The sequence below is a fragment of the Iodobacter violaceini genome (assembly GCF_011601265.1).
In the GTDB taxonomy this organism is placed as follows: domain Bacteria; phylum Pseudomonadota; class Gammaproteobacteria; order Burkholderiales; family Chitinibacteraceae; genus Iodobacter; species Iodobacter violaceini.
Genome location: NZ_JAAOLX010000004.1, coordinates 238,312 through 261,380, shown reverse-complemented (window position 1 = coordinate 261,380; position 23,069 = coordinate 238,312). Strand labels below are relative to the sequence as shown.

The window sequence follows — 23,069 nt, the reverse complement described above, 5'->3', positions numbered from 1 at the left end:
CGTTTAAGTTTTTTATATGTCCTGGAAATAGTGTCACGGATGTCAGTTTTTGTATTTATTGCCATATTTTAGAGAGTTATTCTTATGAGTGCTGTCAAAAAAGCGCTTTCTGCCTATGGGCAAACAAGTTTAGATACCGTGGTTGAGTCTGCCAGCCCACATCAGTTAATTGTGCTGCTCTATGAGGGGGCAATCAAAGCGATTCAGTTGGGTAAAATCTATATGCAGCAAGGCCTGATAGCGCAAAAAGGCGCTGCCATTTCAAAAGCGATTGCGATTATTGAAGACGGCCTGCGTTTGGCTCTGGATAAGGAAAATGGCGGTGAGCTGGCAGAAAACCTGGATGCCTTATACGACTACATCAGCTTTGAATTGCTGCAAGCCAATATCAATAATACGCCTGAGCGTCTGGATGAGATGCTGGGTTTGCTTGATCAGCTGAAAGATGCCTGGTTGTCTATTGGCTTTAGTAAAGTAGAATCAGCCGTGTCGGCCCCAGAGCGGGATGAACAAGACCGGAGTCTTTTAAGTTATGGGCGTATCTGATTTTTCTGTGTATGCAGATTTGAAAGCGTGCACAACAAAAATGCTTTCAGCCGCTAAGGCGGAAGATTGGGATAATATGTTGTTGCAGTCGCAATTTTTTGCAGAATTAAGCTCGAATTTGCCTATTATTCAATGGGGCGCGTTAACTAGCTTGGAGCAGCAACAGCTCGCTGAGCTGTTGCAAGAATGCAATCAAGACGTGCAAGAGTTGGAGCAAAGGGCGATTAGCCAACGTGGGGAGCTGGCTGCGCTTTTGCAAAATATGCATAACACCGGAAAACTACAACGCGCGTATGACGTCTAATAATGACCTGCCAGCCCCGGCAGGGGAGATCGTCTTATGAATGGCATCGTCATCACTTGGGTACAGTTGCTTTATATCAGCCTCGTATTAATCTTATTTTACGTGGCTGAATTGCTTCTGTTTATGCGCAAAGCTTCTGCGCATAAGGGCGCTAGCCCTGATTCTTTTGAAGCGGATGCGCTTCGGAAGGAAATTGCTCAGCTTCGGTTCGAAATGGATGCGCTTAAATTGCGCCTTGTGGCAACACAGGCCGAGTGGAGCCAGCCGGCTGAGCTGGTTTTAGAGTCCAGTCAGGAAAGCCCTTATAGTCACGCAATACGCCTGGCCAAACTAGGGGCTGATTCAAATAGTGTCGCGCATCAATGCGGCATATCGCGTGGTGAGGCCGATTTAATCGTGGCCCTCTACCGATCCAGTACACAAAGATAATCATGTTGCCCGGCACCAGTCCAATCAGCCTTGTTCAGCACTACCTTAAAGCGCAAGAGGGTGTGGCTGAAGTAACGCGTATTTCTGCGGATGATGTGCGTTATACCGTAGGGGAGCGTGTGCATGCGACGGTAGCCAGTCTGCTTCCTAACGGGCGCTTTGCTGTTCTGATTAAAGATCAGTTGCTTGATTTAAATTTACCCAGAAATACCGAGCCGGGTGAAAAGCTGGATCTGACCGTGGTGACCAGCAATCCCAAACTCACTTTTTCGATTAATAGTGGCGCTGCACAGCAGCCTGCGCTGCCTCAGGAGATGGCCCTGAGCCAGGGGGCGCGTTTCTTGTCCTCGCTTTTGGCTAAGGGTGAGGCGGGCAAAGATGGCCTTGCTTCTGTTTTAAATCAGGCCCAGCCGCTGTTTGAGGGCGCGCCAGATACAGCAAAGCTGGCCGATAAGCTTGCGCAAAAGCTGGCCGACAGCGGCTTGTTTTATGAATCGCATCAGGCTGAGTGGGTGAATGGCGAACGGCCTTTGCAGGCTTTGCTCAAGGAGCCGCAGGCGGGCTTACTTAAAGTGCCCTTGCAAAACACTGCTGCATCGCCTGATGGTGCTGAAAAAAATGCTGCTGCAATTCCCTCTGAAGAAAATGGCACAGAGAAACCGGCATTGGCTCCTGATACCAGTGCTGCTTTACGTCATTTAGTGCAGCAGCAACTTGATGTGTTAGAGCAGCGTCCGGTTGTATGGAATGGGCAAGCCTGGCCTGGGCAGGCTGTGCGCTGGGAAGTGGCCCCTGAAAATGAGCGCGAAGCCAGTGGCAGGCAAGAAGAAATGCAGCGCAGCTGGCAATCCAGAATGGATTTGCAGCTTCCAAACCTGGGAGATGTGGGCATTGTGGCTGTGTTACGTAATGGTGAGTTTTCTTTACGTTTTGAAGCATCTGCTGAAACGGCAGATAAAATTCGTGCTGAAACTAAGTCATTACAAAATCGTTTTGAGGCTGCAGGGCTCACTCTTGTTTCAAGTCAGGTCGTGAATGCCGAGCCTGTGAATGTCACGTAAACACCCCGTTAGTACCCGTCAGCAAGCCGTTGCTCTGGCTTACCAGCAGGGTAATAGCTCGCCCCGTGTTGTTGCTAAGGGTAAGGGCTTATTGGCTGAACGTATTATTGAACGTGCTCAGGAAGCCGGCGTGTTTGTGCATGAGTCGCCAGAGCTGGTGGCCATGCTGATGCAAGTGGATTTAGATCAACATATTCCCCCGCAGCTGTATCGTGCCATCGCCGAATTGCTGGCCTTCGTTTATCATCTGGAACGCGGAGAAACAGCGATCGCGCCTGTTTTTGATTTACCGCCCCTCGTCGACGATCAGCCAGAGTAAATACATGCTTCGCCATCATTTAAAAACGGCAACCTATGCAGTTGCCGCGCTCTTCTTTGCCCTCGGTTTTAACTACGGTAGCTGGGCATCTCGTTTGCCCGCTATTAAATCACAACTCAGTTTAGACCCGGCACAGGTTGGTTTTTTGCTTTTGGCCGCGGGCCTTGGCGCTGTGTTTTCTTTTCCGGTGACAACCTCTGTCTTACAGCGCTTTGGATCAAAGAAAGTATGCCTTGGGGCAGGGCTGGCTTTGCCGCTGGTGTTGCCTGCCTTGGCTTTTGCGCCAAATTATGGTTTTGCTCTGGCGATTATGGTTTTTGAGGGCGTAGCGCACAGCTGCCTGAATGTGGCAATGAATGCGCAGGGCGTTGCGGCAGAGTTAGAAAACGGCAAACCGATTATGTCCAGGCTCCATGCCATCTTTAGCTTAGGTGGCTTAGCCGCTGCTTTGTTTGCTTCTTTAATGACGGGGATTTCTCCTGAGTTGCCCCTGCATCTTTGTATTGTGGCCGTATTGATCTGGGGGGCTGTGCTATGGGCTTCGCCCCGTTTACTTGCTGATCGCACCGAGGCTGCATCTGCGGGCGGGAAACGTTTTTCCCTGCCAACAGGAATGGCCGTTTTGCTCGGCTTGACTGCCTTATTTGGCACCATTGTTGAAGGCTCAATGGTGGATTGGACAGCGCTGTATTTACGCAATGACTTGCAGGCCGAGCAATGGGTTGCGCCGCTTGGTCTGGCCAGTTTTTCTGGTGCAATGCTTTTGGCCCGCTGGTTTGGTGATGGCTGGCGTGCGCGCTGGGGTGAGCGAACGCTCTTACTGGCAGGGAGCAGTGTTGCCGGGCTGGGTTTGTTACTGGGGCTGGCTGTGGGGGGCGTTCTGCCTGCGCTGATTGCTTTTGCACTGGTAGGCTTGGGCGTAGCTGCCGTTTCGCCGTGTGTTTATATGGCAGCAGCAAGGCAGGGGGCTGTGGCTTTGGCTGCGGTCACGACGATGGGGTCGATTGGTGCTTTGATGGGGCCACCTGTGATCGGCTTTATTGCTCACATCAGTAGTCTGGGGTGGGGTCTGGCTTTTGTGGCGCTGGGTGCGCTGATGATTGCGTTACTGGTGAGAAAAATAAGCTGGCCCGCTTAAACTAAAAAGCATCGCTGGCTTGATTGCCTCGCGATGCTTTTTTTAAATCAGGTTTAAATCCAGCCAAAACCATTTAAAAGAATAATGCCAATTAACAAAGGCGCAATATAGCGCAGCAAAATAAACAGTACTCTGATCAGAGTGGCATTGTTTAATATGCCACCGTTAGAAAGTGCTTCTTTTAGCTTGGGTAAGCCATAAGACCAGCCTGCAAACAGGCAGATTAAAATACCACCAAGTGGTAAAAGAATATTTGAACTGATGTAATCAAATAAATCAAAAGCATTCAGGCCAAACAATTTAAAATTAGCGGTAAGCGATTGTGACAGCGCAGCAGGCAACCCAAAGAGAGCAATAATCAAAATGCTGATTGCCGTGGCTTTTTTGCGGCTCCAGTCGCAGCGTTCAATCAGCATGGCAACTGGCACTTCTAAAATGGAAAGAATGGCGCCCGTAGCGGCAATGGCGGTCAGGATAAAAAACAGCGCCATAAAAATGCTGCCACCAGGCATGCTGTGAAATACCGCTGGAATCGTAATAAATACAAGCGACGGGCCAGCTGCGGGCTCAAAGCCAAATGCAAACACAGCCGGAAAAATCGCAATCCCGGCAAGCAGGGAGACGGTCAGGTCGGCAAACATCACCCGGGTCGCCGTTAGTGGAATATTTTGCTCGGCACGGAAATAGCTGCCATACGTGAGCATTGTGCCCATGCCGATGGATAGTTTAAAGAAAGCGAGGCCCACAGCCGTTAAAATAACAGCGGCATTAATTTTACTAAAATCCGGGGTAAATAAGAATTCAAGGCCACGCATTGCACCGGGTAAAGTCAGGCTGCGGATACATAGCGCAATCAGCAGCAAAAATAAGATGGGCATCAGTTTTTTGCTGACCGCTTCAATGCCCTTGGAAACGCCACACATAATAATTGCGCCGGTAAAGCCCAGTACAATCCATTGCCAGATCAATGCGGATTGTGGATTGGCAACTAATTCACCAAAGACTGCTTTAGTGTGGGCTGGATCAACCGAGCATAACTGGCCTGAGAGTGCCTTGAAAATATAGGCAAAAACCCAGCCTGCCACTTCGGTGTAAAAGGCCAGAATAAGGATTGCAGCTGTTACGCCCATATAGCCAATTAATTTCCAGCCCCCCTGGCTTTTAGGGGCCAGTTTTTCAAAGGTGGTGATTGCATTGGCTCTGGATGCACGGCCCAGCATGATTTCAGTAATCATCACAGGTAAGCCCACTAAAAGCGTGGCAATGATGTAAACCAAAAGAAAGCTTGCGCCGCCGTTAGTCCCGGTGAGGTAAGGAAATTTCCAGATGTTGCCAAGGCCAACGGCGGAGCCCAGGGTGGCAACAAGCACACCAAAGGTAGAGGTAAAGCCGTCTCGGGATGAACTGCTCATAATGTATTTCCTGTTCTTGAAAGCAAATTAACGTTGTTTATGTCTTTAAGCACCCGGCATGGCTTACTTGTTGAGTGCTGCCCGGGCTGGGGCGGGTATAATCGGCCATGCAGCCTGCCGTACTTAAGCCCGGCAAGCTGCTCAATTACGGAGCCCTGCATGTTTAAGTATCTAGAAGACTTTGTCGGCCACACGCCTTTAGTGCGTTTGAAACGGATACCCGGCAATACCAGCAATATTATTTTAGTGAAGCTTGAAGGTAATAACCCCGCTGGATCAGTGAAAGACCGGCCCGCATTATCCATGATTCGGCACGCGGCGCTACGGGGCGATATAAAAACAGGCGATACTTTAATCGAAGCGACATCAGGAAATACCGGTATTGCACTGGCAATGGCCGCTGCTGTGATGGGTTACAAAATGGTTTTAATCATGCCCAAAAGCGCCAGTATTGAGCGGGTGCAAAGCATGAAAGCCTACGGCGCGGAAGTAATTTTGGAAGAAAGCATGGAAAGCGCCCGTGATTTGGCGCAAACAATGGTGGAAAAAGGGCAGGGCATCGTGCTTGATCAGTTTGCCAATGGCGATAATCCGCTGGCTCATTTTGAAAGCACAGGGCCAGAGATCTGGCAGGACACTCAGGGTTTAATCACCCACTTTGTTTCCAGTATGGGCACCACCGGTACGATTATGGGTACAGGGCGTTATTTAAAACAGCAGAATCCTGCGGTGCAGATTGTGGGTGTGCAGCCTTGCGATGGTGCGCAAATTCCGGGTATTCGCAAATGGCCTCTTGAATACGTACCTGCTATTTGTGATTTTTCTAAATTAGACCGGATGATGGAAGTCAACCAAGCGCTGGCTGAAGAAACCACGCGCCGTTTGGCGAGAGAAGAAGGCATCTTTGCCGGGATTTCATCAGGAGGGGCTTTGGCCGCAGCCTTGCAGTTATCGCAAGAAGTAGAAAACGCAGTGATTGTTTCCATTGTATGTGATCGCGGGGACCGCTATCTTTCGACCGGCGTGTTTCCTGCGTAAGGGGGCATTGCCGCGAGCGGGCTTGGGCGCACTCTGGCCCATATGATTTTTTCTTTGAGTGAGGCCTTGCGCCTCAGCGTAAAAAGCGGACCGCTGGCTCACGACGAAAGTCATTATATTGTTCGTTTTTTCTGTAACACTTTGCGTTCTCTTTGATTCGTGATTTTGCGCTTTCAGCTTTAAACTGAAGCATCTTTATAATCAGGAATGCTTTGAAGTACTCATTCAGATGTATTTGTAAGGAACAAGCATGACCCCTGTCGATCTGCATTGCCATTCAAACCATTCCGATGGCCTGCTCCCTGCGCGTGAAGTGGTGCGTAAAGCTTTTGACCGGGGCTGCCAATTGTTTGCACTCACCGATCATGATGAAACGCGCGGCCTTGCCGAGGCGGAAGACGAAGCCCGGCAACTAGGGATGAAGTTTATTAATGGCGTGGAAATCTCGGTGAGCTGGGGTAAGCATATTTTGCATATCGTTGGTCTTGGTTTTGATCGCAATAATGAAGCCCTGCTGGCAGGGCTGGCCAGCGTGCGTTCCGGCCGCGGTGAGCGTGCAGAGCGTATGGCCGCCGAGCTGGATAAGGCGGGCATTCATGGCTCTTTAGAGGGTGCACGTCAGTATGCAGATAACCCGGAAATCCTGAGCCGGGCACACTTTGCCCGTCATCTGGTGAAAACAGGCGTGTGTAAAGATATGGGCTCAGTGTTTAAGCGCTATTTAGTGCGGGGCAAACCCGGCTTTGTTGAGCACGAATGGGCGCGTTTGCACGAAGCGATTGAGTGGATTACCGGCGCGGGCGGTGTGGCTGTTCTGGCTCATCCGGCCCGTTATGAAATGGGTAATGAAACTTTACGCGTATTACTCACCGAATATAAACGCCTTGGTGGCGAGGCCATTGAAGTGGTTTCCGGCTGCCATGGCATTCCTGATGCCGCGCGATTTGGCCGGCTGGCTCAGGAATTTGGTTTTTTGGCTTCTTGTGGCACGGATTATCACGCAACCGGCGAAGGTGCACGTGAGCCCGGTCTGAACCCTGATTTACCTATGGACTGCCAACCCGTCTGGCATCGCTGGTTGCCACCAGAGACGATGCCCTCTTCAATTTCAGCAGGTTAAATAATGTCACAGTTTTTTTCTATTCATGCAGAAAACCCACAAGCCCGTTTAATTAAACAAGCGGTTGATATTATTTGTAAGGGTGGGGTGGTGGTTTACCCGACCGATTCCTGTTATGCCATTGGCTGTAAGCTGGATTCAAAAGATGCATTGGAGCGGATCAGACGCATCCGCCAGCTGGATGATAAGCATCATTTCACCCTGGTTTGTAGTGATTTATCGCAAATCGGCACTTACGCCAAAGTGGATAATCGTGTTTACCGAATCCTGAAGGCAACAACGCCTGGCAGCTATACTTTTATTCTGGAAGCCACTAAGGAAGTGCCCCGCCGGGTTTGGCATCCTAAAAAATCCACAATTGGCCTGCGTGTGCCTGATCACCCGATTGCCCTGGCAATGCTGGAAGAATTGGGCGAGCCGATATTGTCTTCCACACTGATTTTGCCGGGTGAAGAAGAGGCTTTAACCGATGCATGGGAAATTCGCGACCGGCTGGAGCACGAGGTTGATCTGGTGATTGAAGGCGGTTATTGCGGCATGGAGCCGACAACGGTGGTGGATTTATCCGGTGATACTGCCGAGCTGATGCGGGCTGGTAAAGGCAGCCTGGCTCCTTTGGGCTTATAAAGGATCAGCATCGTTGTATGGCGCATTAATAAGGATTGTGAATGGAATTAAATCTGATTCAGAAAATCGCCATTTGGGCATTGCCGGTTTTGTTTGCCATTACGGCACACGAGGCCGCCCATGCTTATGTGGCGAAAAAGTTTGGCGATCCAACTGCATATTTACTGGGCCGTGTTACGTTTAATCCGCTAAAGCATGTTGATCCGGTTGGGACCATATTATTGCCTTTGATTTTTCTTATTTTGCCGGGTGGTTTTTTATTTGGCTGGGCAAAACCCGTGCCGGTTGATTTTGGGCGGCTGAAAAAACCTAAGCAGGATATGTTGTGGGTAGCCGCTGCAGGGCCTGCGGCTAATTTTGTGATGGCGATTATCTGGGGCTTGTTTTTTAAGCTGGCGGAAGGCATGGACGGCAGCTCGTTTCAATTGCCGCTGGCTTATATGTCGCAAGCAGGAATCAGCATTAATGTGTCTTTAATGGTGCTGAATTTAATTCCGCTGCCACCGCTGGATGGCGGACGAATGCTGCTCTCAGTATTACCCAATCATCTTGCCGCAAAGCTGGCGCTTGTTGAGCCTTATGGCATGTTTATCCTGATTGGTTTACTGGCTACGGGTGTATTAGGCGGCATCATGGCGCCATTTATGGCGCTGGCTTATCGCCTGATCCATTTTATTGTTTAGACAAAGTTTTTGAACGCTGCCGGGCAGGGCTTTGCCCTGTCTTTTGATTGTTTTTTATAGGATTTGCGATGTTCCCCGACCGTGTTCTTTCTGGCATGCGCCCTACTGGCAAGCTGCATCTTGGTCATTATCATGGTGTACTAAAAAATTGGGTGCAGTTACAGAGTGAATACCAGTGCCTGTTTATGGTGGCCGACTGGCATGCATTAACCACGAATTATGATGATGTGAGTGTTATTGAAAAAAGTGTGTGGGATATGGTAATTGACTGGCTTGCTGCAGGTGTAGACCCGGCACAAGCCACCATCTTTATTCAAAGCCGTGTGCCAGAACATGCAGAATTGCAGCTTTTACTCTCCATGATTACACCGCTGTCCTGGCTGGAGCGTGCCCCAAGCTATAAAGATCAGATTGAAAAGCTGAGCCATAAAGATTTGGATACCTTTGGCTTTTTAGGCTACCCGCTATTGCAGGCTGCGGATATTTTGCTTTATCGCAGTAATTTAGTGCCGGTTGGCGAGGATCAGGTGCCGCATATAGAAATCACCCGCGATGTGGCACGTCGTTTTAACCATGTGTTTGGCAAAGAAGTAGGTTTTGCAGAAAAAGCTGAGGCCGCAATTAAGAAAATTGGCGGTAAAAAAGGCAAGCTTTACGATGGGTTACGCACCCGATATCAGCAAGATGGTGATGTGGAGGCGCTGGAGGCCGCGCGCTCGCTGCTGCAGGAAACACAAAATCTGAGCCATGGCGACAGAGAAAGATTGTTTGGTTATTTAGAGGGCGGTGGAAAAATGATTCTGCCCGAAGCTCAGCCGCTGCTGACTGAGGCGCCGCGTTTGCCTGGGCTGGATGGGCAAAAGATGTCCAAGTCTTACGGAAATACTATTAATTTGCGTGAAAGTGCCGATGTAGTGGCAAAGAAAATCCGGCAAATGCCTACTGATCCGGCCCGTGCACGCCGTACAGATGCGGGAGAGCCTGAGCGTTGCCCTGTATGGAAATTGCACCAGGTTTATTCATCGCCCGAAGCCCAAAGCTGGGTGGTTGAAGGCTGTAAGAGCGCGGGCATTGGTTGCCTGGAGTGCAAACAGCCGGTGATTGATGGCGTGCTTGCAGAGCAAAAACCAATGTTTGAGCGTGCTCAGCCTTATTTGGAAGACCTTACTTTAGTGAAAAGCATTGTGGCCGATGGCTGTGAGCGCGCAAGAGATCTCGCCAGAGATACCATGCGGGATGTTCGGGAAGCCATGGGGCTGTCTTACTACTAAGATCCGGAGTAAAAACACTGTAAACAAGGGGTTAATATGCTGGAAAAAAAACGTAGTGCCGTCTTGCCTGTTGTTTTGATTGCAGTGGGGGGCGGCTGGTTAATAAATGAGCTGCAATTAATGCCGCAAATGGGCACTTTAATTATTCTGGGGCTGATTGCTGCGGGAGTTGCCGTGCTGGCATTGGAAGGGATTAATAAATCCAGTGTCGTTACCGCGCCGATGCTGATTGCTACAGGGTTTGCACTTTATCTTAAAGATTATCATGGGGTTGGTTTAAAGCTTTCTATCCCCGCATTAATGGTTTTGGCTGGTTTACTGATGTTACTGGCCAGATCCAGCCATATTGCTGATCGGGCAGAACAAAGTGCACAGGAATAGCGGGTTTTTATAATCAGATCACAGCATGTTGTGCGGCAAATGCGCGTTTTTGCTTTGCCGTCCATTGCTTTATAGTGTATTCCGTACTGGCCGCTGCGGCCCTGTCGGCAAACTCAATCACAGCCAGTAATTTTAGCGGCGGGCGAATGCGTGTATAGCGTGCGCCTTTGCCGCTTAAATGAGCTGCATAGCGTTTTTCTACATTCACGGTGATTCCTGTATAAATTGAATAGTCCTGACATTCAATCAGGTATACAAACCATGGTTTGTGCGCATTAGTTAATTCTTTAGGCATATTGTAATGACTTTTTCAGCATCGCTTGATAAAGCGCTTTATCTCACTTTAGAGAATGGATGTAAATCTTTGCGCTTTGACGGGAATTCTATTCAAAGCGCAATGGATTTAGATGATCCTTATTTGCTGGCTTTGGGCTACTCACAAACAATGATGGGTTTTTTACTCTTTGTTCCTGACCCCAAACAGGTATTAATTGTAGGCTTGGGCGGCGGCTCTTTGCCCAAGTATTGTTACCGATATTTGCCTGAAAGCAAAATCACCACGCTTGAGATTAATGAAGAAGTCATAGCCTTGCGCCATGAATTTTTTATTCCGGATGATAATGAGCGCTTCAGCATTATTCAAACCGATGCTGTGGATTATATAACGCATGGGCGTGCCGAAGCCGATGTAATTATGCTGGATGCTTATGACAATGAAGGCTTGCCTGCCGTTCTGGCAACAGAATCATATTATGATCATTGCCGCATGGCTTTATCTGAAAAAGGCGTGCTGGTGATTAATTTATGGGGCACAGACCCCAAACTAAATATCTATATCGAAAGATTAAAGCGGGTCTTTAATGGCCGTGTTTGGTATTGCCGCGCATTTAACAGTTATAACGTGATTGTTTTTGCAAGTAATGATGAGCACTTTAAAATGAACTGGATCAAGTTTTTATTCTTGGCATCCAAATTAGAAGCCCGGCATGATCTGGATTTACAAGGTATCGTGCGGCGTTTGCGTGCAGGCTTGCAATACAGCCTGAGCTGATTTTTCGTGAGCCGGAGAAGCTGGTATCATCCGGCCCTTATTTGAAGTATTGAAAAGAGAAATTGAAATGCAAGAATTTGAAGTTGAACTCAGTAATGAATTTATTGAGCTGCATAATTTGCTGAAAATTACGAATGTGGCCAGCTCTGGCGGCCAGGGTAAGCAGATTGTTGCCTCGGGTGATGTGCAGGTTGACGGGCATCAGGAGCTGCGCAAAGCCTGCAAAATTCGTGCCGGGCAGATTGTGCAAGTAGGTGAATCCGTATTAATCCGTGTTGTGGCTGCGGCAGAGTAAATCAGCATGAAAAAAATAACTCCGGCTGATCTTACAAGCCTGGCTGGCAAAGCGCAGGCATCTGCCCGCCGCCGTGCAAATCATAATCTGCATGAGGAGCTGGCTGATCCGATACAGCGCCTTGCCATTGCTATGGAGCCAGATACGCTGGTGCGTCCTCACAGGCATCCGCATACATGGGAGCTGCTTTATCCTCTGGCCGGAAGATTTCTGGTACTGCATTTTAATGATGCCGGCGAAGTGATTGCCCGCCAGATTCTGGGGGAGGATGCAGCTGTATTGGAAACACCGGCGGGTGTATGGCACGCTGTATTGTCTTTGGATCAGGGCGGGGTGATTTTTGAGGTGAAGCATGGGCCTTATATGCCGATTGCTGAGCAAGACTTTGCACCTTGGGGGCCTTTGGATGGCGGGAGTAAAGTGGCTGGTTTGCTTGCCTGGTATAAGCGCGCTCAGTTAGGTGAGCGCTGGACTGGCTAGCAGGTGGGTCTGAAACTCAGGCGCATTTTGCAGAGGCAGGCAAAAAACGCGGGCTGCGTTTTTTGCCACCAAGCCTTTTAATCAAGACTCAGGGTTTCTTTATCCTGCTCAATAGCTTTATCTAAGGCGGCTAAAAAGTCATGGCGTACTTTTAGCTTGGTATTTCTGTGCGCCTTCATGCTGATTTTCTTTAAAGATTCTGCTGCGGCCAGTGCGCTGCTTGCGAGCGCTTCCGGCTCAACCAATAAATCTAAAAACCCTGCATCCACCGCACCTTGCGGATTAAACATTTCCCCATTAATGACAGAGCGCTCAAAAGCTGCCGGGCTTAAGCGATTGCGCGCAATTGCGATGCCCGCGTAGGGCATGGTCATCCCAATTTGTACTTCATTCAGGCCAATACTGAACGGGCCAGCCACACCAATCCGATAATCAGCAGACAACAATAAAAATGCGCCCTTGGCAATGGCATGGCCAGGACACGCCACAATAACCGGGTAGGGGTGAGACAGCAGACGGCGGCTTAGTTTGGATCCTGCAGTGACCAGTGGCAGCGCATGGTCTAAACCCGAAGTCATGACTTTCAGATCATAGCCTGCAGATAAAACACCCGGTCCGGACGTAATCATGACAACAGCCTGATCTAGCTCCGCCTGATCAAGGGCACGGTTAAATGCATCAATAACATCCATAGAAATTGCATTCACTTTGCCATTGCTTAAACAAAGCGTCGCGATGCCATTTTCTAATTGATAAGAAAGAACTGGGCTCATAAATAAACCTGACGTAAAGGGGGAAGCGCAAACCTTATCGGCTCTTGGGTCATTGGTAAAGTAGGGCAAGCCCGCTTACATTGCGATGAAACGGCGTTTTTTGTAATCATTTAGCATTAAATATTACACGAATATTTCGTGTTACTTTTATTGTGCGGTGCAATAAGTAAATAGTGTGGTAGATATCACTCAAATGTGATGATAGTGATGCATAAATGTATAAATAAATAATGACAATAAAATATGAATTCTTGGGTTTTTTCATCCACTTTTTACCAGGGAAAGCACGGTAATAGTACAAGTCTCCCTATAAAAAAAGCATAAAAATGTTTGCATTTTCTTTTGAATAAGAGCCTTGGGGGCATTATTGATGAGTGGTACTTGTATCTTTCGCTTACAATTAACTTTTACTTAAAAAGAAGCAGCGTACAAATTCTGAAAGATTGTTGGTCTATCTTATTGATTTTATTGATATAAGTATTTTGTTGTATTGCCATCTCGTTTTCATAAAAAATAAAACCACCGCGTTTTTTCTTGAAAGTCACTCAAGTTGGGATTATCCCTAGCTTGCCGCCTAATTCTTGATTTGCATCAAGCCCGTTCAAAAAATATCTGTTTTAAACCCCGCCACCCGCTGCTCTGATTTGGTTACATATCGTTACATTCGCATTATTCGCCTATGGTAATTTTTACTTAGCGAAAGCCGCGGACAAAAAGACAGCGGCAATGCAGAGCGAGGGATCTCACTTTTTAGTGAGCATTTGTAAGTCTAAATATCAGGGGGCTTTCATGCGGATGAAACAACTAGCGGTTGCGATCGCTTTAATCGGTGCCGGTGCGGCGATCAGTGCTCATGCTGAAGAAAAAGTAAATAAAGTTGAGCGCGTCGAGATAACGGGCTCGAGCATTAAGCGCGTTCAAAAAGAAGGTGCAGCACCGGTTGAAACAATTTCGCGTAAGCAGATTGAAAAAACGGGTGCAACAACTGTTAACGAGTTGCTGAAAAGCGTTTCTTCACTTGATACTTTTGACCAAGGGGAGATCTCAAGTAACAGTCCTAGCGGTTCTGGTGGTGCAAACGCCAAAATGCGGGGTTTGGGTGAAACCGACTTACTGGTGCTTCTTAACGGTCGGCGCTTACCTGTAAATGCAATGGCGGATGGCTCAGGCTCAGGTGCTGCTGTTGATATTAATTTGATTCCACTGAGCGCAATTGAGCGTGTTGAAATTCTAAAAGATGGGGGCTCAGCAATTTACGGCGCTGATGCTGTAGCTGGTGTAATTAACTTTATTACCAAGAAAAATTATCAGGGTGGCGATCTTCGTGCCAAAACTGGGATTTCAAGTCGCGGTGATGCAAATGAAACCAGCGTAGGGATGAGTGCTGGTTTTGGTGATTACGAAGAAGATGGATTTAATGTACTTGCCAGTTTTGATGTTTTTAAGCGCGACCCTATTTATCGTGCTGATCGTGATTTAACTAAGAGTGCAGACTTCCGTCGTTTTGGCGGGCCGGATGGCCGCAGTTCATACTCGCCATATGGTAATAAACTGGATTCAAAAGGACGCTTTACTGGCGAACAAGTCAAGCCTTGTCCGGCTGATTTACTGGTAGATGGTCGTTGCCGGTATGACTTTGGTTCGAGCCTGTTAACGTCATTTAATGGCGCGGATCGAATGAGTGGTATGGGAGTGGCTCGTTTGCGTGTTTCTGACACGACTACAGCCTATATCCAGGGTTTTTACTCAACAAGTACTGACCATTTTGAAGCTCACCCTGTTCCAGATTTCTTTAAGCTGCCAGATGGCAGTAGTTATGCCGGACGCTTTATGCAAGGCGGTCCGCGGATTACAGATCGCCAGGCTTCATTAAGCCAGTTTGTCATGGGCTTGGAAGGGTCGGTTGCGGGCTTTGATTGGAGTGTGGCTGCTGGTCATGGTTTGAGCCAGGTTTATAGCCTGAATAGTAATTATTTTGATGCAAATAAGTGGGATGACGCACTTAGTAATGGTTTGATCGATGCAACAGTTACAACTAATAACCCCGCCTTAGTGGAGAGCTTAAAAGTCAAGGCAACGCGTGACGCAAGTAATGCTCTCTATTTTGTGGATAGTAAAATTAGTGGTGAAACTCCTTTAGCTTTGCCGGGTGGGAAAGTGGCATTTGCCGTGGGGGCTTCGTACACGAAAGAGGTTTTAAAAGATACGCCTGATGCATTGACACAGGCTGGTCTTGTTGTAGGGGGCATCGCACAAGCTGGAGTAGACGCAAGCAGAGATAATAAAGCGCTTTTCGCAGAAATTTCTTTGCCTGTTCATAGCACTTTAGAGGTGCAGGGGGCCGTTCGTTACGACTCTTATTCATCAGAGAACTCTTCGTCGGAGTCTAAGGCGTCACCAAAAGTTTCTATTCGATTCCAGCCGCTCAAAGAGCTTTTATTGCGTGCTTCGTACGCAAAAAGCTTCCGCATGCCAACGCTTAAGCAATTAAATGGCGGCGTGGATCAAGGCGCAATGGATATCAAAACTGCAGATGAATGTTTGGCTCTTGGTGAGGTAGCTAACTGCGCGATTACAGCATATGAAGTAAGCGGTAGTAATAAGAATCTGACTCCTGAAACTGGGACATCTTTCAACGTCGGTGTTGTTGCTGATGTTGGCATTTTCTCAGGCTCTGTTGATTGGTGGAAGATTCAAAAAGATGACACGATTGGGAAGCCATCGGTTTTAGAGGCGTTACAAGCAAAGAAGATTGGCCATGATAAGGATGGTCGCTTACTTGTATTTACGAACCTGCAAAATATTAGTAAGTTTGAGTCGTCAGGAATTGATGTCGAAGGTCGCTTACGTTTCCCAACTTCGTTTGGAACCTACACATTCAGTGACTCAGCAACTTATTACCTGGAACAGCGCCAGACCAAGGCTTCTGGTGAGTGGGAAAATCTGAAGGGAATTTATGCGTCACCAATTTGGCGCAATACTTTCCGTGCTGAGGCTGATTTTGGTGCGTGGTCTAGTGCATTAGCAGTACGTACTACAGGTGATTTCTTAGATACTGACATTCGTGAAACAGACACGCTGAAAGTACCAGCAGGGGTCCCTACAGTGCCTAGTTATACTGAAACAGATCTTTCTGTGACCTACACAGGTTTTAAAGGTCTGAAGCTGGATGCGGGTGTGAAAAACGTATTTGACAATATGCCTCCGTTTAGCTTGCGCAATGTAGAAACGAATACCCATTCACAAATGGGCTTCGCAGAACTGTACAACGTGCGCGGTCGTTTCTTCTCTGTTGGTGCTCAATACTCATTTAAATAATGTGTATGAAACCTGCTGAATATCTCTGTGTTTTGGCATAAGGATATAAAGTAAAAGATTATAAATGGCCACTTGCTTGTGATATCGTATTTGTTGCAAGCAAGTGGTCATTTTAAATGACTATTTTTTAGCAGTTGTTTGTCTTGTGATTTTTGTTAGACAAATAAATGGTCGTGATGTTTTTTATGATTTTTCTTTTGAATTATTAATAAAAGAAATTAGTTCATAAAAAGACTGGTCATTAAGAGTTTTATTTCAAAAGTTAGAGTAAACCCTAGTAAAAATTCATTTTCTACTAGCGTATCTTAGTGGTGTAGCTGCTTAATTGTTTTATTAAGTTATTTCGTGAATCTATTTAAAGGAGAGCATCGTGGAAGCTTTTGGCCAGAATGCACGTGATCGTCGTGCAGTGGGCTTAGCGGGAGTGGCTGCCTTGCATGTGCTCGTTGTCTATGCGCTGGTTACCGGCTTGGGCAAAGATTTGGTTAAGGTGATTCAGCAAAAGGTTGAAGTTGCTGTGATCAGTGAGCCGCCACCGCCACCGCCGCCGCCACCCCCAAAAATTGAAAAAGTGGTGAAGGATACAGCCCCTCCGCCACCGCAACAGCAGCCGGCCTATGTTCCTCCGCCTGTGGTTGCACCGACTACCCAGTCAACAAACACGATTCAGGCTACATCAGAAGCAAAAGCACCTTCTGCTCCTGCTGTGCCTCAGGCAACAGCTGCACCTGTTGCTGCGCCTGCCGGGCCAATTTCAGCAATTGGCAATTGCTCCAAATTAGGCAAGCCAGAGTATCCGCGTAAGGCTGATGCGGATGGCATTGGTGGTGTGGTTACAGTTTGGTTTAAGGTTAATGCGGAAGGTAAGCTGAGCGATATTACCAATATTAAATATGCAAGCAGTATCCCTATGGGGTATCGCAATCAGTTTCAAGCTTCAATCAGACAAGCTTTAAAAGAGCATGTTTGTAAAGCTGCATCGGGTGAAGCAACTCTTGAACAAGAGTTTGGTTTTACAGCATCTGCTGAAGAATAAGTTAGTCCCTCACTTTTTATTACGGAGTAAGTAAATCATGGCTAAGTTCTCCCGCCAATTCTTTATGTTCGCAGCCGCTGCTGCAGCGTGTGCTTTGCCAGTGCTTGCAAATACCACGACAGCTGTCGCTAATCCATACGGTATTGATGCTTTATGGGCTCAGGGCGATATCGTTGCTAAAGGTACTTTAGTGATTTTGCTGACCATGTCCGCTGCTACCTGGTATGTGGGTATTGTTAAGATTCTGGATCAGCGCCGCCTGATCAAATTAGGCCGTGATTTGCTGAAAGCACGTGGTCCGGAGCTGCTGACTAAGGCTAAAGCGCTGAAAGATGATGGTATTTACAGCTCGGTAGCACATGCAGGTGCCCAGGCTGCCAGCGAACACAATGGTGAGTTAAGCAAAAACGTAGACCTGAATACATGGGTTTCGATGGCAACTTACGATGCAGCGGATCACGCCAGCAGTAAAATGCAAGCCGGTATGTCGGTTATCGCAACTGTAGGCTCGACAGCACCATTCGTTGGTTTGTTCGGTACAGTTTGGGGTATTTACCACGCGCTGACAGCCATCGGTATTTCTGGTCAGGCTTCGATCGATAAAGTGGCTGGCCCGGTGGGTGAGTCTTTGATCATGACTGCGATTGGTCTGGCAGTAGCTGTGCCTGCGGTACTGGGCTACAACTGGTTAGTACGCCGTAACAAGCTGGTAGTGGAGATGGTTCATACCGTAGCAGCCCGCTTGCATACCAATTTACTCAGCACACCTAAGTAATCATCATGAGATATCTGCGGCCAGGACAAAGGGCTTCCAGCCACGATGAAGATGAGGTCATGTCTGCGATCAACACCACGCCATTGGTGGATGTGATGTTGGTATTGCTGATCATCTTTTTGATTACTATTCCAGTTGTAACGCAAACGATTAAATTGACTTTGCCTAAAGAGGTCAATATTCCGACGCAAACCAAGCCAGAAAACGTTGTTTTAGGCGTGGATGATAAAAGCAATATTTACTGGAATATCACCCAGATTAAGTCGGATGAAGAATTACTGGCTCGTTTGGTTAAAGTTGCAAAAATGGATCCGCAACCGGAAGTCCATATTCGCGGCGATATGTCTTCTAAATATAGCTCGGTAGGCCGGATTGTTTTAGCGGTGCAAAGGGCGGGGATTGTAAAAATCGCCTTTATTACCGAGCCGCCTGCCAGGAATTAATGGCTGTCGATGGGTCAGGCCATGGGGTGATTTATTTAAGCCACTGGCCTGATTCACTGAATCATAAGATATAAAAAGCAAATGCGCTGTGGAGAACGATTATGGGAATGCAAATCGGTGGTAATGACGATGATATGATGATGGAAATCAATACCACGCCATTGATTGACGTGATGTTGGTTTTGCTGATTATGCTGATTATCACTATCCCAATTCAAACGCATGCCGTAAAACTGGATATGCCCGTTAATTCACCTTCTAAATCAACAGAAAAGCCGGAAATAGTTCAGATTGATATTGGCAGCAATAATATCATTTCATGGGCGGGTGTTCCTTTGGCTGATCGTGCTGCTTTAGAAAAAAATCTGTCCGATGCAGCGCGCAAAGCTGTGCAGCCAGAGTTTCATATTCGCCCTGATAAAGATGCAAATTATGAATCTGTGGCATTGGTTCTGGCCAGCTCGCAGCGCTTGGGTGTAAAAAAGATTGGTATTGTCGGGCATGAGCAGTTTATAAAGTAATTTAAAGCTGGGCGTCATTCGCCCAGCTCTTCTGCGTTAACCAAAAAAAAGATAAAACTAAAATGGCAGCAGGCATTTGCGTGTGCCAGTTTTGCTACGTCTGCAGATCAAAAAAATAATTGCAAAGTAATAACCAATTAACCTTTGCCGGGGAATAAATTGAATAAAATCGCCATGAGCCTCGCCGTATTGTTTTCTTCTGCACCGCTATTTGCAGCACAGGGAGGCGCATTGCTTTTGCCTGATGCGGCCGATATTGCGCGCCAGTGTCAGCAAACGATTTCCCATGCCAAAGTAAAAATTGCAGCATTAGAAAAACTGCCATTGGCTAAAGTCAATGCGGCAAATACATTGGGTGAATGGAATACAATTAATCAGGATCTTGATCGCTTTGGCGGCCCGGCCGGATTACTTTCTGAGGTCAGCCCTTTAGCACCTGTACGTGCTGCGGCTGATGCATGCAATTTAAAAATGTCGGCACTGATCAGTGATGTATTGCAAAGCGAGGCTTTATACAGCCGTTTTAAAGCTTTAAAACCAAAAGATGCCATTGATGCGGAAGCCCGTGCAGATTTGCTGAGCAATTTTGAAGACCGTGGCGTTAATTTATCTAAAGAAAAACGTACAGAATTAGCCGCAATTTTCAATAAAATTGAAAAGTTGCAGCAGGATTTCTCGCGCAATATGCGCGACAACCAGGCCAGAATTAGCTTTGCTGCCGCAGAATTAAAAGGCGTGTCGGCCAGTTTTTTAGAATCTGCTAAAAAAGACGCAGCAGGCCAGTATGTTTTGGGCTTTGATTACCCAGAAATTGATGCGGTAATGGGCTATGCAGAAAACGAAGCCACCCGTGAGCGCTATTACAGTGGCCGGATGAAAATTGGTGGCGCTGCCAATTTGCAAATTCTCAAAGAAGTCGTTGAATTAAGAAAACAAATTGCCCGGCTCACCGGCTACCCAAGCTATGCCGCATTTGCAATCCGCAATAAAATGGCCGCCACGCCAGAAGCGGTTAATACCTTTTTGGCCGATGTGCAATCCCGCGTTGCTGATTTAGAAAAATCAGATATTGAAGAGCTGCGCCAGGAAAAAGCCCGCTTTACCGGCAAGGCTGATAGCGTACTGAAACGCTGGGATGTGCAGTTTTACGAAGAGCAGCTGAAAGCCAGCCGCTATCAGCTCGACCAAAAGCAAGTGCGTGAGCAGTTCCCTACTGAGCCGACCATTGCCTGGATGATGAATGTCACCGGCACACTCTATGGTGTTGATTTCCGCCCGAATGCTCAATTAAAAACATGGCACAAAGATGTACGTGCTTACGATGTATTTGATCGCGGCAGCAAAAAATACCTCTCCAGCTTTTACCTTGATCTCTTCCCGCGTGATGGCAAATACAAGCATGCGGCGGCTTTCCCTGTTCGCGGTGTAAGCACCTTAAGCGGGCAAACGCCGGTTAGTGTTTTAGTCACTAATTTTAGCCGTGAAGGCTTTAACCAGGATGAGCTGGAAACACTATTCCATGAATTTGGTCATGTGATGCATGGCGTGTTATCCAAAACACGTTACACCATGCAGGCGGGTACATCGGTGAAGCGTGATTTTGTTGAAGCGCCATCACAAATGTATGAAGAATGGGCTCGCCGGCCTGAGGCCGAAGCACTGTTTAACGAGACCTGCCCAAGCTGCAAGCCCATTGATCCTAAGCTGATTGCCAAAATGGATGAAGCGCGCCGCTTTGGCCTGGGCCTTAAATACGCCCGCCAGGTGCTGTACTCCGCCTACGATATGGCCCTGGCTGCTGCTGATGCGGGTGATCCACAGGCGGTATGGCAGGCTATGGAGGGTAAAACCCCGCTGGGCTATGTAGCAGGTACAGAATTCCCCGGCACCTTTGGCCATATCGTGGGTGGCTATGCGGCAGGGTACTACGGCTATATGTGGTCTGAAGTTTTAGCGCTGGATATGTTGTCGGCTTACGGCAGCAATGTGATGGATGTGAAGCAGGGCAAGCGTTACCGCGAATTGATCTTAGAAAACGGTGGTCAGCGTCCTGCGATGGAATTAGTTGAAGAATTTATCGGCCGCAAGCCTAATGCCGATGCTTTCTTTCAGGAAATTACCGGCCAGCGTGGCGCGGCGGCTAAAACGGCTAAGCAATAGCCTGCTGAGCAAGATTCAGATTGAGGTGAATGCTTTTGTTCAAAAAAATAAAAGCATTTATTACAGCATATATAGAATTAAATGAGGAGACGGTGATGAAAAAACTATTAAGCATCGCCATAGCGGGGGCGCTATTTAGCCAGCCAGCATTAGCTGCGGATATGAATAAAGTGTTGCGGGTATCATTTCCTGCGCCTGAAACGGGCTTTGATCCAGGTAAAATTTCGGATGTGTATTCCAGCTCAATTACAGAAAATGTATTTGACCCGATGCTCACCTATGACTTTATGGCAAGGCCGGTAAAGCTGGTTCCTAATACACTGACAGAAATGCCGCAGCTCAGTGAAGACGGCAAAGTATTAACCCTGCGTATTAAAAAAGGCATTTACTTTGCACCTGATGCGGCATTTAAAGGCCAGAAGCGTGAATTAACCGCTGCGGACTACGCCTATTCACTTAAACGTCTTGTTGATCCTGCTACAGGTTCGCCTACAGGGTATTTAATTGCAGGCAAGTTTATTGGCTTAGATGAGTGGGTAAAATCGGCCAAAAATGGCAAACTTGATTACGATAAAACAGTTGAGGGTATTAAAACCCTTGATCGTTACACCCTGCAGCTCACTTTAAAAGAGCCGTATCCTGCTTTGCAATATGTGCTGGCTATGCCGCATATGGGTGCTGTAGCACGCGAAGTGATGGAAGCTTATGCGGATAATACGATGTCCCACCCGGTAGGTACGGGCCCTTATATGGTGACTGAATGGAAGCCTGGCACACATATCTCGCTGGTGGCGAATCCAAATTACAGAAAAAAGATCATCGATTACAAACCAGGTGATGATGAAGGTGATCAGCAGATCGCCAAAGAAATGAATGGAAAAAGCATTCCGGAAATTGGCCGTGTTGAAGTTTCTATTATTCAGGAAGAGCAACCACGCTGGCTGGCATTTAGAAACGGTGATTTAGATTTGAGTGGTTTGCCTCAGCCTTTGGTACGTGGTTCTTTATTGCTTGATCCTAATGATCCATGGCGTGCTGATTTAAAGCCTGATTTAAAGAAGCGGGGCATCAAACTTTACCGTGATTTGGGTGAAGAGATTACCTATTACGTATTTAATATGCAAAACCCGGTGGTGGGTGGTTTGAGCAAGGATAAAATTGCTTTACGCCGCGCCATTGCCATGTCTTTTAATACAACAGATACTATTCGTAATATCCGCCGTAATCAGGCTGTGAAAGCACAATATATTATTCCGCCCAATGTGGCTGGGCATAATCCGAATTTTAAAGCGGCTTTTGAATATAACCCGGCTTTAGCAAATGCTTTGCTGGATGAGTTTGGCTATAAAATTGGCAAGGATGGTAAACGCTTGCTGCCAAGCGGTCTGCCATTTGAAATTGATTTTATTACGGGCACCAGTGGTATTGATAAGCAGTGGAATGAATACTGGCAAAAAGCCTTTGATTCGATCAAAGTAAAAGTAGCATTCAGACAAATGCAATGGAATGAGCAGGTTAAATCATTGCGTACCTGCACCTATGGCATGGATGGTGCGGCATGGCTGGCTGATTATCCGGATGGTGATAACTTCACCATGATGCTGTATGGCAAAAATATTGGCAGCGAAAATTATGCCTGCTACAAATCGCCTGGCTACGACAAGCTTTATGAGGCATCCCAAAAATTAGGAGACAGCCCGGAGCGTAATGCGCTTTATGATCAGATGAATAAAATCATGATGGCTGATACGCCTTGGGTGATGGGCGACACGCGATTTAACAATTATCTGACGCATCAATGGATCAAGGGATATAAACCTCATCCGCAATTTAATACCCTTTGGCGCTATCTGGATATTAAAAAATGATGACCAATACTGATCGCTTT

General features: G+C 47.3%; 25 protein-coding genes. 22 read left to right on the top strand and 3 right to left on the bottom strand.

All coding sequences use genetic code 11. The features are described from left to right. Positions 1-84 precede the first annotated feature (84 nt). The 6 genes from fliS to HA050_RS09525 are packed head-to-tail and all read left to right on the top strand — an operon-like array spanning position 85 to position 3,797. Positions 85-546, top strand: coding sequence for a flagellar export chaperone FliS (fliS, locus tag HA050_RS09550; protein WP_115226884.1), 462 nt, complete (start codon positions 85-87; stop codon positions 544-546). Continuing rightward, on the top strand, positions 533-850 hold the full coding sequence (locus HA050_RS09545) for a flagellar protein FliT (RefSeq protein WP_099398481.1): 318 nt from the start codon (positions 533-535) through the stop codon (positions 848-850). Before fliS ends, HA050_RS09545 begins: the two co-directional genes overlap by 14 nt. A 36-nt stretch (positions 851-886) precedes the next feature. After that, on the top strand, positions 887-1,279 hold the full coding sequence (locus tag HA050_RS09540; protein WP_166825096.1) for a DUF2802 domain-containing protein: 393 nt from the start codon (positions 887-889) through the stop codon (positions 1,277-1,279). A gap of 2 nt (positions 1,280-1,281) precedes the next feature. After that, complete coding sequence (gene fliK, locus HA050_RS09535; protein WP_166825094.1) at positions 1,282-2,340, top strand: flagellar hook-length control protein FliK; 1,059 nt, start codon at positions 1,282-1,284, stop codon at positions 2,338-2,340. Next, positions 2,330-2,659 carry an EscU/YscU/HrcU family type III secretion system export apparatus switch protein gene (locus HA050_RS09530; RefSeq protein ID WP_115226886.1) on the top strand — a complete coding sequence of 110 codons (330 nt, stop codon included), beginning with the start codon at positions 2,330-2,332 and terminating at the stop codon, positions 2,657-2,659. Before fliK ends, HA050_RS09530 begins: the two co-directional genes overlap by 11 nt. A 4-nt stretch (positions 2,660-2,663) precedes the next feature. Beyond that, positions 2,664-3,797, top strand: coding sequence for an MFS transporter (locus HA050_RS09525; RefSeq protein WP_166825092.1), 1,134 nt, complete (start codon positions 2,664-2,666; stop codon positions 3,795-3,797). Between the two features lie 53 nt (positions 3,798-3,850). On the opposite strand, the gene HA050_RS09520 is transcribed toward HA050_RS09525, so the two are convergent. After that, on the bottom strand, positions 3,851-5,209 hold the full coding sequence (locus HA050_RS09520; RefSeq protein WP_166825089.1) for a sodium-dependent transporter: 1,359 nt from the start codon (positions 5,207-5,209) through the stop codon (positions 3,851-3,853). Positions 5,210-5,368: 159 nt separating this feature from the next. Between HA050_RS09520 and cysM the strand changes: the two genes are divergently transcribed. From cysM to HA050_RS09490, 6 genes are all read left to right on the top strand, one after another. Then, positions 5,369-6,247 (top strand): cysteine synthase CysM, encoded by an 879-nt coding sequence (cysM, locus tag HA050_RS09515; protein ID WP_166825086.1) that lies wholly within the window; start codon positions 5,369-5,371, stop codon positions 6,245-6,247. A 250-nt stretch (positions 6,248-6,497) separates the two neighbouring features. Continuing rightward, entirely contained in the window at positions 6,498-7,367 is an 870-nt protein-coding gene (locus tag HA050_RS09510) for a 3',5'-nucleoside bisphosphate phosphatase (RefSeq protein WP_166825082.1), read from the top strand. A gap of 3 nt (positions 7,368-7,370) precedes the next feature. Next, positions 7,371-7,994 (top strand): L-threonylcarbamoyladenylate synthase, encoded by a 624-nt coding sequence (locus HA050_RS09505; protein ID WP_166825079.1) that lies wholly within the window; start codon positions 7,371-7,373, stop codon positions 7,992-7,994. A gap of 41 nt (positions 7,995-8,035) precedes the next feature. Next, a complete protein-coding gene (locus HA050_RS09500) occupies positions 8,036-8,677 on the top strand; it encodes a site-2 protease family protein (RefSeq protein WP_166825076.1) in 642 nt (213 codons plus the stop codon). 68 nt (positions 8,678-8,745) lie between these two features. Then, entirely contained in the window at positions 8,746-9,948 is a 1,203-nt protein-coding gene (locus tag HA050_RS09495; protein ID WP_166825073.1) for a tryptophan--tRNA ligase, read from the top strand. A 36-nt stretch (positions 9,949-9,984) separates the two neighbouring features. After that, positions 9,985-10,329 carry a hypothetical protein gene (locus tag HA050_RS09490; RefSeq protein ID WP_166825070.1) on the top strand — a complete coding sequence of 115 codons (345 nt, stop codon included), beginning with the start codon at positions 9,985-9,987 and terminating at the stop codon, positions 10,327-10,329. A 13-nt stretch (positions 10,330-10,342) separates the two neighbouring features. On the opposite strand, the gene HA050_RS09485 is transcribed toward HA050_RS09490, so the two are convergent. Next, entirely contained in the window at positions 10,343-10,624 is a 282-nt protein-coding gene (locus tag HA050_RS09485; RefSeq protein ID WP_166825067.1) for a GIY-YIG nuclease family protein, read from the bottom strand. Between the two features lie 6 nt (positions 10,625-10,630). On the opposite strand from HA050_RS09485, the gene HA050_RS09480 reads away from it, so the two are divergent. From HA050_RS09480 to HA050_RS09470, 3 genes are all read left to right on the top strand, one after another. Then, entirely contained in the window at positions 10,631-11,380 is a 750-nt protein-coding gene (locus tag HA050_RS09480) for a fused MFS/spermidine synthase (RefSeq protein WP_166825065.1), read from the top strand. Between the two features lie 67 nt (positions 11,381-11,447). Then, positions 11,448-11,675 (top strand): RNA-binding S4 domain-containing protein, encoded by a 228-nt coding sequence (locus HA050_RS09475; protein ID WP_115226897.1) that lies wholly within the window; start codon positions 11,448-11,450, stop codon positions 11,673-11,675. Positions 11,676-11,681: 6 nt separating this feature from the next. Next, positions 11,682-12,155: a WbuC family cupin fold metalloprotein gene (locus HA050_RS09470; protein WP_166825062.1), complete on the top strand. Its 474-nt coding sequence runs from the start codon at positions 11,682-11,684 to the stop codon at positions 12,153-12,155. Between the two features lie 77 nt (positions 12,156-12,232). Here HA050_RS09470 and HA050_RS09465 read toward each other — a convergent pair whose 3' ends face one another. Further along, positions 12,233-12,928 carry a crotonase/enoyl-CoA hydratase family protein gene (locus HA050_RS09465; RefSeq protein ID WP_166825059.1) on the bottom strand — a complete coding sequence of 232 codons (696 nt, stop codon included), beginning with the start codon at positions 12,926-12,928 and terminating at the stop codon, positions 12,233-12,235. Between the two features lie 789 nt (positions 12,929-13,717). Between HA050_RS09465 and HA050_RS09460 the strand changes: the two genes are divergently transcribed. The 7 genes from HA050_RS09460 (at position 13,718) to HA050_RS09430 (ending at position 23,049) form a co-directional block, all read left to right on the top strand. Continuing rightward, on the top strand, positions 13,718-16,246 hold the full coding sequence (locus HA050_RS09460) for a TonB-dependent receptor (RefSeq protein WP_166825055.1): 2,529 nt from the start codon (positions 13,718-13,720) through the stop codon (positions 16,244-16,246). A 370-nt stretch (positions 16,247-16,616) separates the two neighbouring features. After that, a complete protein-coding gene (locus HA050_RS09455) occupies positions 16,617-17,282 on the top strand; it encodes an energy transducer TonB (protein ID WP_205836378.1) in 666 nt (221 codons plus the stop codon). 37 nt (positions 17,283-17,319) lie between these two features. Next, positions 17,320-18,057, top strand: a complete 738-nt coding sequence (locus HA050_RS09450) for a MotA/TolQ/ExbB proton channel family protein (RefSeq protein ID WP_115226902.1) — start codon at positions 17,320-17,322, stop codon at positions 18,055-18,057. A gap of 59 nt (positions 18,058-18,116) precedes the next feature. Next, complete coding sequence (locus HA050_RS09445; RefSeq protein WP_205836377.1) at positions 18,117-18,500, top strand: ExbD/TolR family protein; 384 nt, start codon at positions 18,117-18,119, stop codon at positions 18,498-18,500. Positions 18,501-18,601: 101 nt separating this feature from the next. After that, positions 18,602-19,021: an ExbD/TolR family protein gene (locus HA050_RS09440; RefSeq protein ID WP_166825049.1), complete on the top strand. Its 420-nt coding sequence runs from the start codon at positions 18,602-18,604 to the stop codon at positions 19,019-19,021. A gap of 159 nt (positions 19,022-19,180) precedes the next feature. Then, positions 19,181-21,181: a M3 family metallopeptidase gene (locus HA050_RS09435; protein ID WP_166825046.1), complete on the top strand. Its 2,001-nt coding sequence runs from the start codon at positions 19,181-19,183 to the stop codon at positions 21,179-21,181. Positions 21,182-21,276: 95 nt separating this feature from the next. Next, on the top strand, positions 21,277-23,049 hold the full coding sequence (locus HA050_RS09430) for an ABC transporter substrate-binding protein (RefSeq protein ID WP_166825043.1): 1,773 nt from the start codon (positions 21,277-21,279) through the stop codon (positions 23,047-23,049). Positions 23,050-23,069 lie beyond the last annotated feature (20 nt).

Excerpts from the sequence above, each read along its gene's own strand:
- HA050_RS09490 (WP_166825070.1), top strand. The coding sequence starts at position 9,985 with ATGCTGGAAAAAAAACGTAGTGCCGTCTTGCCTGTTGTTTTGATTGCA.
- HA050_RS09540 (WP_166825096.1), top strand. The coding sequence starts at position 887 with ATGAATGGCATCGTCATCACTTGGGTACAGTTGCTTTATATCAGCCTC.
- HA050_RS09505 (WP_166825079.1), top strand. The coding sequence starts at position 7,371 with ATGTCACAGTTTTTTTCTATTCATGCAGAAAACCCACAAGCCCGTTTA.
- HA050_RS09530 (WP_115226886.1), top strand. The coding sequence starts at position 2,330 with ATGTCACGTAAACACCCCGTTAGTACCCGTCAGCAAGCCGTTGCTCTG.
- HA050_RS09430 (WP_166825043.1), top strand. The coding sequence starts at position 21,277 with ATGAAAAAACTATTAAGCATCGCCATAGCGGGGGCGCTATTTAGCCAG.
- HA050_RS09510 (WP_166825082.1), top strand. The coding sequence starts at position 6,498 with ATGACCCCTGTCGATCTGCATTGCCATTCAAACCATTCCGATGGCCTG.
- HA050_RS09465 (WP_166825059.1), bottom strand. The coding sequence starts at position 12,928 with ATGAGCCCAGTTCTTTCTTATCAATTAGAAAATGGCATCGCGACGCTT.
- HA050_RS09475 (WP_115226897.1), top strand. The coding sequence starts at position 11,448 with ATGCAAGAATTTGAAGTTGAACTCAGTAATGAATTTATTGAGCTGCAT.
- HA050_RS09470 (WP_166825062.1), top strand. The coding sequence starts at position 11,682 with ATGAAAAAAATAACTCCGGCTGATCTTACAAGCCTGGCTGGCAAAGCG.
- HA050_RS09480 (WP_166825065.1), top strand. The coding sequence starts at position 10,631 with ATGACTTTTTCAGCATCGCTTGATAAAGCGCTTTATCTCACTTTAGAG.
- fliS (WP_115226884.1), top strand. The coding sequence starts at position 85 with ATGAGTGCTGTCAAAAAAGCGCTTTCTGCCTATGGGCAAACAAGTTTA.
- HA050_RS09545 (WP_099398481.1), top strand. The coding sequence starts at position 533 with ATGGGCGTATCTGATTTTTCTGTGTATGCAGATTTGAAAGCGTGCACA.
- HA050_RS09450 (WP_115226902.1), top strand. The coding sequence starts at position 17,320 with ATGGCTAAGTTCTCCCGCCAATTCTTTATGTTCGCAGCCGCTGCTGCA.
- HA050_RS09520 (WP_166825089.1), bottom strand. The coding sequence starts at position 5,209 with ATGAGCAGTTCATCCCGAGACGGCTTTACCTCTACCTTTGGTGTGCTT.
- cysM (WP_166825086.1), top strand. The coding sequence starts at position 5,369 with ATGTTTAAGTATCTAGAAGACTTTGTCGGCCACACGCCTTTAGTGCGT.
- HA050_RS09445 (WP_205836377.1), top strand. The coding sequence starts at position 18,117 with ATGTCTGCGATCAACACCACGCCATTGGTGGATGTGATGTTGGTATTG.
- HA050_RS09525 (WP_166825092.1), top strand. The coding sequence starts at position 2,664 with ATGCTTCGCCATCATTTAAAAACGGCAACCTATGCAGTTGCCGCGCTC.
- HA050_RS09460 (WP_166825055.1), top strand. The coding sequence starts at position 13,718 with ATGCGGATGAAACAACTAGCGGTTGCGATCGCTTTAATCGGTGCCGGT.
- HA050_RS09440 (WP_166825049.1), top strand. The coding sequence starts at position 18,602 with ATGGGAATGCAAATCGGTGGTAATGACGATGATATGATGATGGAAATC.
- HA050_RS09495 (WP_166825073.1), top strand. The coding sequence starts at position 8,746 with ATGTTCCCCGACCGTGTTCTTTCTGGCATGCGCCCTACTGGCAAGCTG.
- HA050_RS09485 (WP_166825067.1), bottom strand. The coding sequence starts at position 10,624 with ATGCCTAAAGAATTAACTAATGCGCACAAACCATGGTTTGTATACCTG.
- HA050_RS09500 (WP_166825076.1), top strand. The coding sequence starts at position 8,036 with ATGGAATTAAATCTGATTCAGAAAATCGCCATTTGGGCATTGCCGGTT.
- fliK (WP_166825094.1), top strand. The coding sequence starts at position 1,282 with ATGTTGCCCGGCACCAGTCCAATCAGCCTTGTTCAGCACTACCTTAAA.